The organism is Marinobacter algicola DG893 (assembly GCF_000170835.1).
Lineage (GTDB): Bacteria > Pseudomonadota > Gammaproteobacteria > Pseudomonadales > Oleiphilaceae > Marinobacter > Marinobacter algicola.
In genome coordinates this window covers 69,906-87,031 of sequence record NZ_ABCP01000011.1, presented here as the reverse complement: position 1 = coordinate 87,031, position 17,126 = coordinate 69,906, and the positions used below count along the sequence as shown (strand labels likewise).

General features: G+C 57.0%; 20 protein-coding genes and 1 pseudogene. 7 read left to right on the top strand and 14 right to left on the bottom strand.

Annotation, left to right across the window (positions count from 1 at the left end; all coding sequences use genetic code 11):
* Positions 1 to 11 precede the first annotated feature (11 nt).
* From MDG893_RS09910 to MDG893_RS09845, 14 genes and pseudogenes are all read right to left on the bottom strand, one after another.
* Entirely contained in the window at positions 12 to 272 is a 261-nt protein-coding gene (locus MDG893_RS09910) for a hypothetical protein (RefSeq protein WP_007153637.1), read from the bottom strand.
* A 249-nt stretch (positions 273 to 521) separates the two neighbouring features.
* Positions 522 to 1,793, bottom strand: coding sequence for an MFS transporter (locus tag MDG893_RS09905; protein WP_007153636.1), 1,272 nt, complete (start codon positions 1,791 to 1,793; stop codon positions 522 to 524).
* Position 1,794: 1 nt separating this feature from the next.
* Positions 1,795 to 3,303, bottom strand: a pseudogene (locus tag MDG893_RS21195) (ethanolamine ammonia-lyase reactivating factor EutA).
* Positions 3,304 to 3,377: 74 nt separating this feature from the next.
* A complete protein-coding gene (locus MDG893_RS09895; RefSeq protein ID WP_007153633.1) occupies positions 3,378 to 4,568 on the bottom strand; it encodes a cupin domain-containing protein in 1,191 nt (396 codons plus the stop codon).
* Between the two features lie 151 nt (positions 4,569 to 4,719).
* Entirely contained in the window at positions 4,720 to 5,250 is a 531-nt protein-coding gene (locus tag MDG893_RS09890) for a chromate transporter (protein ID WP_007153632.1), read from the bottom strand.
* Complete coding sequence (locus MDG893_RS09885) at positions 5,247 to 5,861, bottom strand: chromate transporter (RefSeq protein WP_007153631.1); 615 nt, start codon at positions 5,859 to 5,861, stop codon at positions 5,247 to 5,249. The genes MDG893_RS09890 and MDG893_RS09885 overlap by 4 nt, the downstream gene beginning before the upstream one ends.
* Positions 5,851 to 6,702 (bottom strand): energy-coupling factor ABC transporter ATP-binding protein, encoded by an 852-nt coding sequence (locus MDG893_RS09880; protein WP_007153630.1) that lies wholly within the window; start codon positions 6,700 to 6,702, stop codon positions 5,851 to 5,853. The genes MDG893_RS09885 and MDG893_RS09880 overlap by 11 nt, the downstream gene beginning before the upstream one ends.
* Positions 6,699 to 7,460 (bottom strand): cobalt ECF transporter T component CbiQ, encoded by a 762-nt coding sequence (gene cbiQ / locus MDG893_RS09875; protein WP_007153629.1) that lies wholly within the window; start codon positions 7,458 to 7,460, stop codon positions 6,699 to 6,701. Before cbiQ ends, MDG893_RS09880 begins: the two co-directional genes overlap by 4 nt.
* Positions 7,457 to 8,026 (bottom strand): hypothetical protein, encoded by a 570-nt coding sequence (locus tag MDG893_RS09870; RefSeq protein ID WP_007153628.1) that lies wholly within the window; start codon positions 8,024 to 8,026, stop codon positions 7,457 to 7,459. Before MDG893_RS09870 ends, cbiQ begins: the two co-directional genes overlap by 4 nt.
* Positions 8,013 to 8,639 carry a cobalt transporter CbiM gene (gene cbiM / locus MDG893_RS09865; protein WP_007153627.1) on the bottom strand — a complete coding sequence of 209 codons (627 nt, stop codon included), beginning with the start codon at positions 8,637 to 8,639 and terminating at the stop codon, positions 8,013 to 8,015. The genes MDG893_RS09870 and cbiM overlap by 14 nt, the downstream gene beginning before the upstream one ends.
* Positions 8,640 to 8,649: 10 nt before the next feature.
* A complete protein-coding gene (locus tag MDG893_RS09860) occupies positions 8,650 to 9,429 on the bottom strand; it encodes a DUF4198 domain-containing protein (RefSeq protein ID WP_040474483.1) in 780 nt (259 codons plus the stop codon).
* Positions 9,430 to 9,459: 30 nt separating this feature from the next.
* On the bottom strand, positions 9,460 to 10,476 hold the full coding sequence (locus MDG893_RS09855) for a 2Fe-2S iron-sulfur cluster-binding protein (protein ID WP_007153625.1): 1,017 nt from the start codon (positions 10,474 to 10,476) through the stop codon (positions 9,460 to 9,462).
* Positions 10,477 to 10,500: 24 nt separating this feature from the next.
* Positions 10,501 to 11,361: an IclR family transcriptional regulator gene (locus tag MDG893_RS09850; protein WP_007153624.1), complete on the bottom strand. Its 861-nt coding sequence runs from the start codon at positions 11,359 to 11,361 to the stop codon at positions 10,501 to 10,503.
* Positions 11,362 to 11,490: 129 nt separating this feature from the next.
* Positions 11,491 to 11,808, bottom strand: coding sequence for a non-heme iron oxygenase ferredoxin subunit (locus MDG893_RS09845; protein WP_007153623.1), 318 nt, complete (start codon positions 11,806 to 11,808; stop codon positions 11,491 to 11,493).
* A gap of 192 nt (positions 11,809 to 12,000) precedes the next feature.
* On the opposite strand from MDG893_RS09845, the gene MDG893_RS09840 reads away from it, so the two are divergent.
* From MDG893_RS09840 to MDG893_RS09810, 7 genes are all read left to right on the top strand, one after another.
* Positions 12,001 to 13,287, top strand: coding sequence for an aromatic ring-hydroxylating dioxygenase subunit alpha (locus tag MDG893_RS09840; RefSeq protein WP_007153622.1), 1,287 nt, complete (start codon positions 12,001 to 12,003; stop codon positions 13,285 to 13,287).
* A gap of 47 nt (positions 13,288 to 13,334) precedes the next feature.
* On the top strand, positions 13,335 to 13,826 hold the full coding sequence (locus tag MDG893_RS09835; RefSeq protein ID WP_007153621.1) for a hypothetical protein: 492 nt from the start codon (positions 13,335 to 13,337) through the stop codon (positions 13,824 to 13,826).
* Positions 13,827 to 13,872: 46 nt separating this feature from the next.
* Positions 13,873 to 14,565 carry a class II aldolase/adducin family protein gene (locus MDG893_RS09830; RefSeq protein WP_007153620.1) on the top strand — a complete coding sequence of 231 codons (693 nt, stop codon included), beginning with the start codon at positions 13,873 to 13,875 and terminating at the stop codon, positions 14,563 to 14,565.
* Between the two features lie 32 nt (positions 14,566 to 14,597).
* The gene (locus MDG893_RS09825) at positions 14,598 to 15,011 is read left to right on the top strand and encodes a hypothetical protein (protein WP_007153619.1); all 414 of its coding nucleotides are present in this window, start codon (positions 14,598 to 14,600) and stop codon (positions 15,009 to 15,011) included.
* A gap of 23 nt (positions 15,012 to 15,034) precedes the next feature.
* Complete coding sequence (locus MDG893_RS09820) at positions 15,035 to 15,661, top strand: hypothetical protein (protein WP_007153618.1); 627 nt, start codon at positions 15,035 to 15,037, stop codon at positions 15,659 to 15,661.
* Positions 15,662 to 15,699: 38 nt separating this feature from the next.
* A complete protein-coding gene (locus MDG893_RS09815) occupies positions 15,700 to 16,173 on the top strand; it encodes a hypothetical protein (protein WP_244264412.1) in 474 nt (157 codons plus the stop codon).
* A 78-nt stretch (positions 16,174 to 16,251) separates the two neighbouring features.
* Positions 16,252 to 17,112, top strand: a complete 861-nt coding sequence (locus MDG893_RS09810; RefSeq protein WP_007153616.1) for an NAD(P)-dependent oxidoreductase — start codon at positions 16,252 to 16,254, stop codon at positions 17,110 to 17,112.
* The last annotated feature ends 14 nt before the right edge of the window (positions 17,113 to 17,126 follow it).

The window sequence follows — 17,126 nt, the reverse complement described above, 5'->3', positions numbered from 1 at the left end:
TGACTGGTGCGTTAAGCGCTAACGGCACCCTTGCTGCTGCCATTGCTGGTATCGTCTGAAGACCTGAACAGCTGCGCAATGCTGCGGCTGACCCAGGAAAAGAGCGCAAGCAGATCGGCTGCCAAAGGGTTCGCGGTCGCAACTTCCAGAGCGTTACCGTTGCTGACGACGCGGACTTCGCCGTCTCGATCCGCTGCATTGATCTTTGCGGCCATAGCAGCGGCTTCGTCTGCTGACTTGTAGCTGATGGTAACGATTTTTTCGTTTCCCATGAATTAATCTCCCGTTGAATCTTTCAGTGAAAAGAAATTTGTTACGTTTAAGTGTTACCTATAGTAGCACAGCGTTCCGCAAATAGGAAGTTGGCGCTGGATTCATCGGGTAGTAGTAACCGAAACGTGCCAAATAATTCAAAAAACGGAATGAACAGGTACTTACGTTGGTAAGCCAAGGATGGATTGACAGCTTGAGAGAACAATAGGGCAGGGTAGGTGTGGCTTGGGTGTTACCTGGGTTCCCGTTCAGGAACGTTGTTTGCGCGGCTCCGGAACGGCAAGGATCAAGATAGATAGCGCCATTGCCTGCAGTAGAATGCAGGTGATAAACAGTGACTGATAGCTGAAAAATGCCAGGATGGCACCGCCCAATACGGGACCAATGGCGGCAATAAAGCTGACCGCCGCACTTGACGCAGCGAGCCGTCGGGGCACGTTTTCGATGCGGCCAAACTCGAGAATCAGATTCTGGCCGGACTGCACGAAACCGCCGCGACTGAGTCCCACCAGGGCAAAAAACAGGACCATTCCGAGTAAATCGGTAACAAAAAGCAGTAGAAGGTGAGACAGAATCCACAGTGACAGGGTCGAAACCATCACTATTCGGTGTCCTTTGTAGTCCGCAAGAATGCCCCAGGCCATATTGGTGATGCTGGGTATGATCATCCAGACCAGCGTCAGCAGGCCAAGTTCACTGCCACTGATATTCATGCGGGTAGCGGCGAACAGGATGTAGAAAGGCATTGCCATGCGACCAAAGGCGGCGAGCGCCCGCGCCACGAAGAATTTGGCGAAGGCAGGGTCGTTGCGAAGAAGGCTGGGGATGGAACGTACGACCTCGCGCGTGGAAGCCCGTTCGCGCACTTTCACCGACGCCGGCTCGCAGGTGAAGGCTACGATCGCCATACCGGCTACGCCAATGGCGAATGCCATCAGGAAAACCGATGCGTAGCCGTTTCCCAATACGTTGTTCTCAATCAGGTAGGCGCCTGCGAAATACGAGACCAGGGCTGATGTCAGGCCCGCGAGGAAACTTCTCGCGCCGGCAATGACGCCGCGGCGCTTGACCGGAATAACCTTGGCTCTCAGGGAGTTGAGCGTGACCTGTGACATGCCCTGAAAAAAGCCCATCAGGGCCAGAAAAGCGGTCACCGCGTACAGTGCATGAACGTTGCTGAGCAGGAATCCTGCCATGGCCATGCCCAGGATCTGCAGCCGCATCAGCACGCCCAGAATCAGCGTGGTGCTGAGAATGCGTTCTCGATGTCCGATCAGGGCGGCGCCAAAAAATGGCGAAAATATGCGCCCGCTGGCTTCGAGAGACCGTGCAAGACCCACCACAAAGTCCGAGCCGGAAATGGCGAACAGATAGGCCGGAATAAACGTGGGGGCCTGCACCAGCCGAACACCGGTCTGCCCAAACATCCCGTTCAGGATCTGGACAGTGGCGTTGCGTTTGAAGTGCCGGTTGACCAGGCGCTGATAGGTTTCGTTCAGGCCCTCTGGCTGATCCTGCATCCTATGGCTTTGACTCGACTGGCTTTCCCAGTGCTGCAGAGGGCGGGAACACCAGGGACTTGATCACCACTGGCACCGCGCCTGAAGACTCCATCAGGGCGCCGATATCGATAAAATCAAATTCTTTCAGTTTGATTCCGTCAATCGAGACGATGGCTTTGTCCAACTGGACGGTCTCGGAACAGTGGAGCCCGATCAGGCCGCCAATATCACCGTCGCTGACCAGAATAAGTGGCAGATTCTTGTCCAGTATCGTTGCCAGACCCTTGATGACACCGCGACAGAAAGCGTCGAGTCGGCCAAAGGTCGCCGAGCCCTGCCACCGGAAGCACAGAGCAACGGGCTTCTCCCCGTCGTGCAAATCCAGCCGACGAAGGGCGACGCCGATGGACTCGGCGAGCGCGTCGACATCCAGGTCGTCGCTGGCCAGTGGCAGGTCTGGGGTGATCACCGGTACGTTGCGCACGGGCAGCGTTTCATGGGGCTCTACAAATATCGTGCTGCCGCTGACCTGAATTGTGTATTGGGAGGCACCTACGACCGTTGCTCTTAAACCCTCCGCGGGTGACACCAGCTTGGGGCCCCAGTTTGCCACTTTGCGCGCAACGGCCTCGGCAAGCATTGGCCCCAGGTCGCCGTAGCCGGTTTCTGCTTTTGCGTAGATGTATTCCGACACCCCGCCAGAGAACGACAGGGTGTCTGGTATTGTCGGGTTTTTGAGGGCATCCAGTCGCAACAGTTCCGCGGTGGCCTCGTCCATGGCTTTTCCACCCATGGCCTGGAAAAGCCGATCGGTCATCCGCTCAACAATGTGCGATATCTGTTCATCGGAAAGCTGTTCTCCGCGAACAGAGTCACGCCGGCTTCCTCGGCAAAGCGCTGGCCGCTACTTCGTAAAAGTCACACGGCGGTCATCATCGAACCAGATGATGCGGGCGCCTACGTCGATGGCGGTGAGGTCGGTAATTTCACCGTCTTTGCAGACGGCGATCTTTGAGGTTCCGCCGCCAATGTCCACGTTCATCGCACACAGATGTTCGCGTTTGGACAATGCCGCGGCACCGGAGCCGAAGGCCACCAGGGTTGTCTCCAGGCCGTCGCCGGCACTGACAGACACGAATTTCCCTGCCTGACTGGCGAACAGTTCGCCGATGGCGCGGGCATTGCTGCGGCGCACGGCGACGCCGGTGAGGATGAGAGCGCCAGTATCGATGTCAGCGGGCGTAAGGCCCGCCAGTTCATACTGCCGGTCGATAAACTGCCCGAGCCGGTCGGCGTCAATGGCCATGTCGTCGGTGTAGGGTGTCAGTAGCACCTCGGACTCATGAAACACCGATCTCTCGGTCACAATGTAGCGGTTCCCGACCTGCTCCATAACAATCCGGGAAAACACAAGGTGCGAGGTCGACGAGCCGATGTCGACACCCACACTGGTAAGACGAATTTCGTCCTCCTGTTCCAGGCTTCGCCCAACGCTTGAAAAGATCCTCTGCGCGACTGCTTCCGACATGCCTTAACCCCTGCTATTCACGTGTCATATAACTGAAAAAGCACTGCGTCAAACGCAGTGCTTTTCTCGATGGCTTATTGATCGGAGGGCGGCTGGTATAGCTCGTCCGGCATCTGATTCTCGACGCCTTCGCGCTCCAGCGTTTCCTTGTATTCCTTGCGCAGGTAAGGATCTTCCATCCAGTAAGGAATGGCTGTGCCGCCTTCGTGCAGATCGATGGCGGTGTAGTCAGTATGCTTTTCCCCTGGAGGCCCCGGATCACGGCCCGGGTTGTGCGGTCCGAACCAGGCCGTCAGGCGGAAGGGTTCTTTGGACACACTGAAGTGCTGGTGATACCAACGCGCTCCGCCAGGTGCCGCTGTCACCATGCCGCCGGGCTCGTAGTCCAGTCTGCGAACCTGATCACCATAACCGTCTTTCCAGGGCGTTGGCCCCAGGTGCTCCGGCCAGGTATAGGTGTATCCCTTGCCTTTCAGGCAGATCAGGATTGCCGCGGACGTATGAGCGTGCGCCTTCGAGTAGCGACCGTTTTCATGCTGACCAATCCAGTAATAGAAGGTGTTCTGAGTCATGAACGGCTCGACGCGGCGGTAGCCCGGGGAACGCCGGTTATCCAGAGGCAGCTCGCAGTTGATTGCATCGGGCAGGAAATTGGTGCGGCGCATGGCCAGACCGCGGACCGGGTCCGGTTCAATTTCGTCGTGCTCTTTGTAGAAATCATCGGCGCTGCTGAACCTGTCGTGGAACACGTAGGGGTTGTTAAACACGGCGTCGATGTTCTGCAGCGCGTTAATGACGACAGGGGCCGTTGTGCCAGCCTGCAGGAGAGCGCTGTCGTTGGTGGCGTTCACAATCCGATGCCAGGCGTTCATCGGGATGGAGAATATCGAGCCTTTCTGCCATTCGAACACATGCTTCTTGTTCTCGCCTTCAAGCCAGACTTCGGTGGAACCCCGACCCTCGACCACCAGGTAGATTTTTTCAAACATGTGCTTTTCGGGGTGCAGTGCGCCGGCTGGTGGAACCTCGACCACATAGCAGCCCCATTTACCTTCCGTGCCGTAGAGCTGGATGTAGCTGCCCTTGCCGCCGGTTCGCTTCCAGGGAGCGAGAGGCAGATTGCGGACATTCTTGATTCCCAGGTCGCGAAATACCGGAATGCCCTCTTCTTCCATAAACTTGTCGTAGGCTGTGGCGAGTTTCGTGAACTTTCCGAAACCGGCTTTTTTGCCCCCTGAAGGCTCGTTCCACTGTTTACTCGACATTAGCGACTCCTAAAAGTGCGATATTTTATTGTGCGTTCACGGTTCATGTATTGGTTCATTTATTCATGCCCCGTGGCTAAAGACAAATGACCTTTCTTACGATTTCCATAACAAAAATGGTATGTCATTTCTGGGTTGATCACGGCGGCTGTCAGGCCAGCATCCAGCCCGCCAAACCCACGCCTGCGGCGCCCAGAACGATGAACGCCGGTTCCGGGCTGCGCCACCCGACCCATATCGCAATTGCAAGGATCGCTCCTATCTCGATTGGCGTCAGTGCTATCGGCTTGGCTAGATTCCAGGCCGCTGCCGAGATCATGCCCGCGATGACAAATCCGGCAGGAAGGCTGATTCTCTTGATCACCGGCTGTAATCGATCAAACCAGTAGGTGACTGCGCCGGCGCCAACGAGAGTCGGCAGGATAATTCCGATAATGGCCGCGAGGGCACCTGGCAGTCCGTACATGTAATAGCCGATGCCCGATAGAAATCCGGCCTTTGGGCCGGGGCTGAGATAGCCCAGGGCCAACGCCCAGGAAAACAGAGAGGGCTCAAGCAAGCCCGAATTAACCCAGCGATCCTGAATGATCGCAAGCGGACCATTGCCGCCACCCAGCGAGAACAGACTGCTGAAACTGATCAGCAGAAGGATATCCAGAAAACCAACCGTGTCTGAGGTCATGACTCGTTTTCCTCTCCGGGCCTGATCAGCCAGATGCCGAGCGCCAGTCCTGCCAGTGCGGACAAAATCAACGGTGCGCCGAGAATAGCTGAGGCTGCCACCGATGCGCCGATACCTATGCCAATGGTTCGCTGTCGTGGGGTAACCCGGGAACTTCGAATCTGGTGAATCGCATTGCCAAAAAGCAGCCCTATGACACCGATACCAACCGTTCGCGTGAGGGTAGGCATTGGGCCGCCCAGAACGTCGGGGTTCAGCACAATGGCACCGCCAAGAACGCACAGTGCAGGTGGTGCCATGATCGAAAAAAGTGCGACGATGCTTCCCGTCCAGCCGCGCAAACGGAAACCCACCATGCCACCGAACGCCAGGAATTTCGGGGCAGGGATAAGAGTCGCTGCCACCATGAGTGCTTTCTGATCCTCGACCGTCAACCAGGCTCTTTTGATGACGAGTTCCCGCTCGAGCTTTTGAGTGCCGGCCCAGAGTCCCCCAAACGAAGTGGCCCCGATCTTGAACAGGATCAAACTCAGCGTTGCGAGCGAAACCCGTGAGTTCTGGATCGGCTCGATTCGAGATGCGACGGATTGACCGGCAGGGTCATTGGTCATGGTCTTCGACCAGAATTCCCGCTTGCTTGAACGTCACGCTTGGCTCGGACTGTTCTTTAAGCATTGGCGAAGCATCGTGGGAGGCCTCGGCCAGATCGTCTGGGTGCGGGTGACGTGGCTCTTCGCCCTCCGGGTGGACGTGAATATGGCTGTGGGCATGAACATGGGGATGTCGATGAAGAACGGACTTAATAAGTGTGCCATTTTTCAGGATCACGGCACGGTTTGCCAGGCGCTCAACGAAGGCGGCATCGTGGGAGATGAACACCATCGCCAGCGGAAGCCGAAGCCGAAGCAGGTGCTCAGTCAGCAGCTCCTGCGTGGCTTCGTCGAGCCCGGTGGTTGGCTCGTCCAATAGCAGGACGTCCGGTTCCATGGCCAGCACGGTGGCCAGAGCGACCAACCGCTTTTCGCCCCCGGACAATTTGTGGGTGATCCGGTCGGAAAAACTGCCAATGCCCAGTTCATCCAGTGTGCGGCGTGCAATGGCCAGGGCCTCGGGTCCGGACCGTCCGAGGTTCAGCGGCCCAAATGCCACGTCTTCAAGCACGGTCGGGCAGAACAACTGGTTGTCCGAGTCCTGGAAAAGCAGTCCGGCGCGAGCACGAACTTCGCGGAAATCAGCTTCGCTGCGCCGGGGCTTCCCAAAAGCAACGACACGCCCGGAGGACGGGAGGTTCAGTCCGACCATCATTTCCAGCAGTGTGGTCTTGCCGGCGCCATTGGCGCCTAGAATAGCCACCCTTTCGCCGGGGTGCAGTTCGAACTCAACGTCGCTCAGAAGCGTACGGTTTCCAACCTTAAAACAGAGATGATCGAGGGACAACAGAGGCTGAATCACAGCAGAAGCTCCAGAGTAACAAGTGTGCCGAGAGTGGGCAGAGCGACGCACAGCATCAGGCTATCCCTCCATTGCCAGTAAAGCTCATTGATCAGAAAGAAACGGCCATCGAATCCGCGACATTTCATTGCCGCCATTACGCGTTGGGATCGTTCCAGGCTCCGCACCAGTAGCATGCCAAGCAGATTGCCAAGGCTGCGCCAGGTGTGGAAATTGCTGCCCGGCATAAAAGCTCGGGCGCGCATGGCACGGCGCAGGCTCTGGTACTCCTGGTGAAGCACGCTGATATAGCGGACGGTAAGAAGAAACAGGTGAACCAGCTTTGGTGGCACGTGAAGCCGGGCCAGAGCGTGGCCAAGAACAACCGGCTCGAGAGTGCCAACCAGGGCAAGCAGCATGAGCACCACTGAGTTGGCTTTGAGGGCAATCGTTAGGGCCAGTGTCAGGCCTTCTTCAGTGGCGGTCAGCGGCCCCAGTGTAAACACGGCAGCTCCCGGCGTGGTAAACGGCAGCAGAGCAAGCATCACCAGCATGAAAGCTTCCAGCGCCAAAATGCGGTTAAGTAATAGTGACGGGCGAAGCCCGGCGGCAAGGGCGGTCGCGATTGCAATCATCAGCGCCGCTGTGAGCAATGCCGGGTGATTCAGACTGACCGTCACCAGCGAAAACAGCATCGCCGTAATGATTCGGGTTCTGGGGTCGCGTTGGGTCAACCAGCTTAGCTGGTCGTCGCCCAGTTGCAGGGTTAATCCGTTCATGAGCCGGCCCCGCGTTTTTGGTGCCACCAGGCCGCCAGCCCAAAGATCCCGAAGATGTAACCAATTCCCCCAACAATGTCTTGCAGCCGGACGCTTTCTTCGTAGGCGATCATCTGTTCCCGCAGCGGTCGGACCTGGCGCGCTACAGCGGCCTCAACGATTGCAGACAGTCCGGAGTGGCTGGGTTCTTGGGCGTTGGCTGAGACCGCTGTAGACGAGCTATCCTGATTGGACGGTAGCGCTTCATTGCCGGTCAACTCAGCGGCGGTCACCAGCCACTTGGCAAGGTGTCCGTCTCCGGTATCGGCGACAATAATGTGGTCTTCCATTGAGGTGGCCTGGTAGCTGAACTTACCTTCAGCATCGGGTGTGAGGTTGTCCAGCAAATGCCCGTCGGCATTCATGACTCGAACGCTGGCCCCCGATGCGGGCGTGCCGCCAACAAAGTAGGTGTTGCCGGTGATGCTATTGCCTTCGGCAAACGCAAATACTTTCAGCAAATGGGCCTGCGCAATCGGGCTGACCAATGCCACCAGAAGTATCGTCAGTATCCTAGACCTGACCATAGGCAGCCTCGCGCATGAACAGCAACTCGGGTGCAACACGCTTGATGAAGGACAAGGTTGCACCGGTAACCACGGCTTCGACAAACGCCAGTGGAATAAAGGTCGCCAGCAGGATTTTCGCCGCCGGAACAAATGCATTGCCGCTCATGGCAAGGGCAGCGCAAAGCAAAAGGCCCGTCATGGCAACCGCCGAAGCCCCGCCAATAGCGCCGATCACGAACGCGCCTTTTGGGTTCGAATGGCGCAGGAAGCCGCGAAGAAAGAGCGCACACACCAGTGCCGGTAAGACGATGTTCATGGCGTTAACCCCCATCACCAGCAGGCCGCCGTAACCGAAGAAAACGGCCTGCAATATCAGCGCGATTAGGATGGCTGGCACCGCTGCCCAACCCAGTAGCAAGCCCATTAACCCGTTCAGCAGCAGGTGCACACTACTAACCCCGACCGGAACGCTGATCAGCGATGCGACGAAAAACGCAGCAGCCATCACTGCAGCCTGAGGAATCTGCTCTGACCTCAGACGATGCACCGCAACCGTCACCGCTGCCACGGTCACGACGGCACCACCAATCAGAATTGGGGTGGCGAGAACGCCATCAGGTATGTGAGCCATATCAGATCCTCTAGTCCATCTCGCGTGCGTGAACCCAGATCAGCGCTCCGGATTCCACGGGGACCTGCTTGCCTTCTGGATTTGTCATGCTACCTGGGGCTTCAAGTAAGGCGGAAAAGCCCCACCAACCAGCGCGCGGCATGGCGTAGCTGAAAACGCCGTTGGCATCCGCCCGGACGACCTGTGTGGCGTAAACGTCATTAGGAACATCCAGTGAACCATCGTTGCGCCACTCCACTTCCACTTCCGCAAAGGGGACTGGCTCTCCCTCCTGCTTGACGATGCCGGTAAATAAATTGCCGGCCCAAAGGCCATAAGGGCGCGTGAGTGGCGTGATTTCAACGGGGAAACCCACCTCGGCCTGCCAGTTTTCTTTTCCGCCAAACGCGGGTACCACGGTCTTGGTGTAGTGGACGATCATCAACCCTTCGGCAGGTTCCCAGTATGGTGCTGGCTCCAGGTAGAACACCAAGTCACCGGGGCCTTTAATGGTGTAATTCGCCATAAAGCTTTGCGGTGCGCTGCCGGTGTTGGCCGTAAGCTGTGACATGAGGTCTTGTTTGCCGGACACAGTAAGCACGCCAAACTGCCTGGGTGTGTCCATGGCCATCACCGGGCCGCCGCTCATTGGGTGGGTAAACTGAAGTTGAAGACCCAACTGGCGCCCCGTAGCCTGGGTGACAATGTCGGTGTCGGGAATTAATTCCTGAAAATGCGCCTGGGCGCCGCTTGCCAATCCGAGGGCGATAACCACGCCTAACAAACACTGCCGGGCTCGAGGTGACGACATGAGAAACTCCAGATAGTTTTCTTTGCTTGTTTAGTAAAACTCGTCGAAATGAATCTGTTCAGGCGGAACCTTCAGGTCGAACAGCAGTTTTTGAACGGCTTGCGCCATGGGCGGTGGACCGGCAAAGTAGATCTCTTTATCGCGGATGCTGTCGCCAAAAATTTCATGGGCTACGTCATGCACGAAACCGGTGTGGCCATCCCAGTCGGCGTCCTCTGGACCAGGGTTGGAAATAGCGGCGTGGAAACGGATACGATCTCCGAAGCCCGGCAACTCTTCCAGAAACTCGCGGCCACAGACATCCCGGGTCGCTCTGCCGCCGAAGACGAAATCGATCTGGCGGCCTTTCAGCTTGTCGCTGACAGCCGCAGCCCGGGTAATGGAAACCATGGGTGACAATCCGGAGCCGCCGGCCAGACACAAGATGTCTCGCGGGGCATCCTCCCGTAAAAAGGCGGTGCCGTAGGGCCCGTCCAGTTTGATGGTGTCGCCGGTATTTACCCGATCAAACAGACAGGTTGTGGCAGCACCGTTTGGTACGCGCTTGATCTGGAAGTGCCACTCCGAGCCTTCTTTGGTGACGTTGCTCATGGAGTAAGCGCGTCCGCCGTCAACACCGGGAAGGCCAAGAAGTGCGTATTGGCCGGGAAGGAAGGGGGTGGGTGTTTTGAGTTCAAAAAAGAACTCGCTGATGTCGTGGGTAATGGTGCTTTTCGCTTTCAGCGTCATCTCAGTGCGCGCTGGCAGAATCTCTGGCGTGTAGGCGTCGTCAAACCTCAGTTTTATGCGACAGTCCCCTTTCGGGTGAGCCTGGCAGCCCAGATAACGGTTGCGCTTCAGATCCCGCTCGCCCCATGCGGGGGCGTCTTCTCGTGCGTGTTCTACCTCGCCGTCCAGCAGCTGAAAGCGACAGTTGCCGCAGGATCCAACGTTGCAGGCGTAGGGAAAACCCTTGCCTGCCCGCAGCGCTGCTCTGAGTATGGTGTCATCCTGCTCGCATTCGAACGACTGCTCTTCTGTTTTACCTTCGACTGTGATTTGCACCATGTTGGCTGATTCCCACTATTTTTGTCATGTGTGTAGATCCGGCTGATCCGAGATGTAGCCGAGGCGAAGGGAAATAGCCTGGGCTGTTTCCACCACGCGGCGCGAGAGCATCTCCATTCTTTTGGCATCAACGCGCTGATCAGGTACGGTCACGCCGATCGCGGAAGTGACGCTGCCATCGGCGTTGCGCACCGGAGCGGCGACGCAGATAGCGCCAAGCTTCGCGTTCTCTTCTTCAGCGGCAAATCCGTCGATCCGGATCCGCTCAATTTCTTTGTAGAGTTCTTTTCGTCTGGCGGCTGACAGACGCGGCTCTGTGCCGATGAGCATTTCCTTGATCTTGTCTTCATTCTGGAACGCGATCATTACCATGCCCAGCGCACTGTCCACAGCCAAGGCAGACATCCCGAGCCTGGGTCTCAGTCGAACCGCTTCCGGGCTCTCAAAATCGTAGATGTAGGTGATCGAGTGGCCTTTCAAAACGGCCAATTCGACGTTTTCCCGAACTTCATCCCGCAGATCGGTCAGCAGATCTTTTGCAACGCTGGTTACTGACAGGCGCTGTCTGACCAGCGCACCGAGCGAGAACAGCCCCAACCCAAGACGGTATCGTTCAGTGACCGGGTCTTGCTCCAGCAGCCCCTCTGCCAGAAGTGTGGTAGCAAGGCGGTGAACCGTACTCTTCGACGCTTTCAGTTGGCGCGAAAGGGTACTGATTCCAAGCTCGGCGTTTTCCTCATTAAAGACCTTTAGCAGTCGGATGGCCGCAGCCACCGAAGACAGCCTGGTGCCGTCTTTTTTACCTTCTGCTTTTTCTTCCGCAGGTTTTGCAACTATGGTCTTTGTGTTTTTGGCGCTAGTTTTTACTTTCTGATTGCTGTTCATAAACGAAATCCTCCTCGACAACCTTGTGTCCGTTTTACGTGTCTTTGCGTTGGTATTATTGCGATCAAGGCAATTATACCTGCATCCAAGCGACAGGTCGTCCAGGTGCGCCTAGAGAGTTTCAACAGATCAAAGCAGCGCCATTACATCGTTATTCTCAACAACAACTTCGTAGGTTTTGATCGGCACCATGCACGGTGGCGCGACGACTTCCCCGGTTCGGATATCAAAGGCGCCGTTGTGGAAGTCGCATTCAATGACGCAGCCGTCGAGATAGCCTTCAGACAGCGAGCCCGGACCATGGGTGCAGCGGTCGTCGGTCACATAAAACTGCCCATCGACGTTGTAGACCGCCAACTCCAAATCATCGATCTCTACCAGCAACGCGCTACCGGGCTCAACGTCGTCAGTACCGCACAGTCGAGTTGGTGTTGGGTTATCTGTCATGTGATCACTCCTGTTAGTTGACGCCCCTATTTTTGCCATGTAAATTTAAAAAATCAAGAACAGCGTTCCGCATAAAGGAATAAATGTTGAATTTGTCGGGGTGGAGGTCGGCGATCAGGTAGACGTAACGCCCTGAAACTCACCCACCCGATTCCTTCAGAAACTGAAAACTGAGCTTTGGAGAACCGGTAAATGTTGCGCCAAGAAGTCAATGAGTTGCTCACCCAAACTGGCCCGGATGCGGCCATGGGTAAAATGTTCCGTCAATACTGGATTCCTGCATTGCTGGCGGAAGAGTTGCCGGAAGACGACTGCCCGCCGGTCAGGGTCAAGCTTTTGTCGGAGCGACTGATCGCTTTTCGCGATTCCGATGGCAAGTACGGCCTGATGGACGAATTCTGCGCCCACCGCGGCGTCTCGCTTTGGTTTGGTCGTAACGAGGAAGGCGGGTTGCGTTGCCCTTATCACGGCTGGAAGTACGACACTAACGGCCAGTGTATTGAAGTGCCGTCCGAGCCTGCAGACAGCGGCTTCTGTGAAAAGATCAAGCTACAGGCCTATCCACTGGTCAAGATCGGAGACATTCTTTGGACCTACATGGGGCCGAAGGAAAGCCAGCCACCTTATCCAGAGTTTGAGTTTGCAACCGTGCCCTCAGAGCAGACGTTTAGCTCCAAGCGGTTCCAGGAATGCAACTGGCTGCAGGCGATGGAAGGCGGAATCGATTCCAGCCACGTGTCGTTCCTCCACAGCGGCAGTCTGAACACGGACCCGCTGTTCAAGGGGGCTCGCGGCAACCAGTACAACATCGCGGACAAAATGCCGTTCTTCGAAGTGGTCAAGCACGAGGGCGGATTGTATGTGGGCGCGCGACGGAACGCCGAGGATGGCAAGTACTACTGGCGCATTACGCCATGGGTAATGCCGTGTTTCACGATGGTGCCACCGCGAGGGGATCACCCCATCCATGGTCACTTCTGGATTCCGATTGATGATGAGAGCTGCTGGGCCTGGAGCTTCGACTATCACCCGACGCGGGCTCTGTCTGATGTCGAGATGGAAGCTCTGGAAGCGGGAAAAGGCGTGCACTGTGAATACGTGCCCGGCACATACATCCCGAAAGCGAACAAGACCAACGACTACCTGATTGATCGCCAGGCTCAGAAAGAGGGGCGCACCTACAGCGGCGTTGAGGGCATTGCGATTCAGGATTCGTCGCTGCAAGAGAGCATGGGTCCGATTGTGGATCGCACCAAGGAGAATCTGGTGTCCACCGACAATGGCGTAATCATGGCGCGTCAGATGCTGCGCAAAGCCGTTACGGCTCTGCGGGACAAGGGGGTGACGCCTCCTGGCGTGGACCCCGCGCATCACCGCACTCGTTCGGTATCGGTGGTTCTGCCTCCTGAACAAGCATTTGAAGATGTCTGCAAACAGGATCTCGAGGCGGCTCCGGGTAAACCGCACACTTCGGTCTAAAGGCGGCGGGCGCTCAGGCGCCCGGCCCCAAAAGAGTGGCAAAGTTTATGGTTAGTCAATCTGTCAAAGCAACGACCGCAGCCGAAAGCCGCTTTCGAATCAGCAACCCGAACTCCAAAGGGCGTTCATCTCTGGTGCTGGGGCTGGAAGCGTCATCTGCGGACCTGCTTGCCAACGTCGCAAGCCGGGTGTGGAGCGGTGCCCGGTTTCGGACGGTGATTCAAACTGGCGGTGTACAGGAAAACGATCTGGTTCTCCAGGCGCCCGACGGGAAGCAAAGCAAACTGTCGGACGAACTGGTCAATGCCGATGTGGTGGTCATGTTTGCCTGTAGCGGGGACCCGGCGCAAGCCGCGGCCGTAGTGGGCGAGGCCGCCTTCGGACGTCGTAAGATGACGGCGGGTTTCGTGCTTGATGAGCATAATGATCGGCAGGGTCTTGAGAAAACCCTGTCGGCCTTGCGGCCCTTCGTAATATCACTGGTCGTTGGTCCAGACGCGGAGTCTTTTGGTGAGACCCTCGAAGCCATTCGGGCTTGACCCATTGGCGCTCGACAACGCCGGCATGCATTCAGGAGTACCTACATTGACGACTTCAGCAGCAACGGTATCCGAGTTCACCCATCAGCTCATCCAGGGCATCGGAGTGCTTGAACGACTTGGAATTATTGATTTTAACGGTCATTTCAGTGTTCGGCTGCCCGACGGTCGTATCCTGATCAACAGCGGTGACTCTGTTCGCAGTGCGCTAACGCCTGCTGATTTCGTGACTGTGGGTCCCGATGGTGAGCTTGATCCCAAGCAGCCTCGCCCCCCCGCCGAGCTTCCGTTGCACCTGGCAGTCTACAAAGCTCGCCCGGACGTCAAATCCGTGGTCCATGGACATCCGAAATGGTCAACCTTGCTGACCAGCGCCGGCCAGCCCTATGAGGTGATGTTGGCGCAGGGTGCGCTTCTGGGTGACATCCCGGTGTTTCCGTCACCGCGGTCGGTAAATAACGAGGAAATTGCAGTTCAGGTCGCGGAAACCCTGGGTGAGGGCAAAGCTGCGCTGCTTCGTGCGCACGGTTCGGTCGTGGCCGCAGACGATGTGCTGGAAGCTACGGTGATGGCAATTTACCTTGAGCTCAATGCTGAGCGACAGGTGCTGGCAGCGCCCCTGGGCGGTGGCTATGTCTTCTCAGAAGCGGAAACCGAAGGCGCCCGAAAAGGCTTGGCCAAACGAGGCCTGTTCGAGAAATGCTGGAACTACTACATCGCAAAATTCGATCTAGGTTAACGAGACCACAATAAAAGACAAGAGGTGACGCCATGTGTGGTGAATTTGAAGAAGAAGACTATATCGATGACCAGTTATTCGGTCGCCTGCTGCAAATGGCAAGCAAGTATGGCGTGTCGCCTGTCCAGGCTGACGAGACCACGCCCTCGGACCTGTCGACACAAGAGGCTCGAAGCTCCTATATGTCTGGGCTCTTTCAGGCAGGCCTGACACGTGCGGTGAATGATGCCAACAACCTGGCCATGGGTGAGCGCATGGATGCGGTTGCCGGTCAGGCGATTGCGTTTGCGCGGCTCGCGGGGTTTCTGGCCGGCCAACTCCCGCCAGGTGCCGATGTGCTTCGCCCAGTAATTGATGCCTTGATGGAGGGGCATCGGGAACCTGCCGAGTGGGGAGTTTCGGCCCATGACCACCACCATCAGCATGATCATGCGCACCAACATTGAGATGGCGCTAAGCATGACTTCCTGTGATTTCTAGAACCAATCGCCAGTGGCTGATTGCCCTGGTTCGAGACGGTTTTGGCAGGAGTTTCTGGTGGTTTTTGGCGTTCGCGATCGTAATGGGCGTGGTGTGTCACCAGCTATTGGGCCCCCAGGCTTTTCAGGCCGCGCTCCAGGAAGACATTCAACTACTGGCGGGAATGCTGCCCCGCGTCATTGCGGCTCTGACGGTGGCAGGAATGGTCTGGGTCTTGCTGCCACGGGAACGATTTTCGCGCCTGATTGGCAAGGAAAGTGGCATGCGGGGTCTGGTCATCGCCACTGCGGCCGGGATTATCACCCCTGGCGGGCCGGCTTCCGCTTACCCACTGCTGGCGGTGATGGGTGGTGCTGGCGCCGATCGGGGTGCGCTGATCGCCTATATCACCAGTTGGGCAATCCTGGGGGTGCAGCGAATTCTGATATGGGACCTCCCGTTCATGGGGGCAGACTTCAGCCTGATGAGATTCCTGATCTGCTTGCCTTTACCGATCTTGGCGGGCTTGATCGCGCGCTGGCTTCCTTTGCCACTGTCGCTGCTGGAAGAGCGACCGGCGCAGAGCGTTTTGAAGTCATCCGCAAAGGCTTCCGGAAAAGGGGTGTCTGATCCGTGATATCCATCGGCACGGCAATCGTTTACGGAGCGCCAATTGTGCTTGGCAGCTACGCACTGTCACGCCGGGATGGCACGTTTCAGCAGGGTCTCGTGCGGGCCGTGGAGCAGTTTGTAAAGCTGGTGCCCAGAATGTTTTGCGCCCTGGTGGCTGCAGGGTTTGTTGCCAAGCTGATTCCCACCGCTTTCATCAGCCGTTTCCTGGGTGATGAGGCAGGCATGACCGCGATTCTTATCGGCACGGTCACAGGGCTGGTCATCCCTTCCGGGCCAGTGGTCGCATTTTCCATAGCGGCGACCTTTGCCAAGGCCGGGGCAGCGGATTCAGCGCTCGTTGCTTTCATCACGGCCTGGACGCTTTTCGCCATTCACCGTGTTGTGATTTACGAAATTCCATTGTTGGGCCTGTCATTTTTAAGACTACGGCTGTTGTCCGTGTTTTTACTGCCGTTGCTTGCAGGTGCAATGACGATGGGCGCTCAGCAATTGTGGGCAGGCATCGGCAGTTATTGAATCGGCCCTGTATTTCGCGGGCTTAAGGTGTGGGTTTTGGCGTTTCCGGGACCCTCAAAATGACCGAGGAGCAGAGTAATGAAAGTAAGCATTATAGGTGTTGGGGATATGGGACGGGACATTGCCGTTCACGTGCGGGACAAAGGGCACGACGTTATCGCTTACGACATCAGTGAAGAAAGACGGTCGGATGTTGCCAAAAACGGTATCAAAGTGGTTGAAAGCCTGGCGGAAGCCGTGGCCAAGGCCGAAGTTCACCTGGTGATCGTTGCAACCGACGAGCAGTCCGAAACGGTGACCCGCGAGATACTTGAATCCGGCCCGGCAGGTAGCACCGTGGTTATCCTTGCCACCAACAGCCCGAAAACCATGCAGGTGCTGGCTGCAGAGTGCGAGGACAAGGGGCTGGGTTTTGTGGACGCGCCGGTCGTTTTCGGGCGTCAGGGTGCCAAAGAAGGCCAGTTGGGCAGTCTCTGTGGCGGGGACGACAAGCAGGTGGCAAAAATTACGCCGGTGCTTGAGTCCTACAGCAAAGCTGTGCATCACGTGGGCCCTGTGGGTTCCGGCCAGGTCGCCAAGGCCTGCAACAACATGCTGCATTGGGCGGCCTGTGTCGCCAACTTCGAAGTTCTGTCGCTGGCCAAACGTTACGGTATCGACGCTCAGCAAATGCGCGAGACTCTTATCGAATGCCCCGGCACCAACGGTACGCTGGTCCGCTGGGATGACACCCGTTTCACCTGGCACGAGAAAGACATGGATTTGGCTCTGGATCTTGCCCAGGACGGTGGGCTGCCGTTACCGCTGTTTGGCCAGGTCGATCAGCTCGTCAAGCACCTCGACGCCACGAAAGTGAAAAATCTTCTTTATGGTCCGGAGACCGAGTACTTGGGCCAGAACATCAAGCCGCTGTCCAAAGAGGAAGGCGGACTCAACTAACAAAAACAATCAGG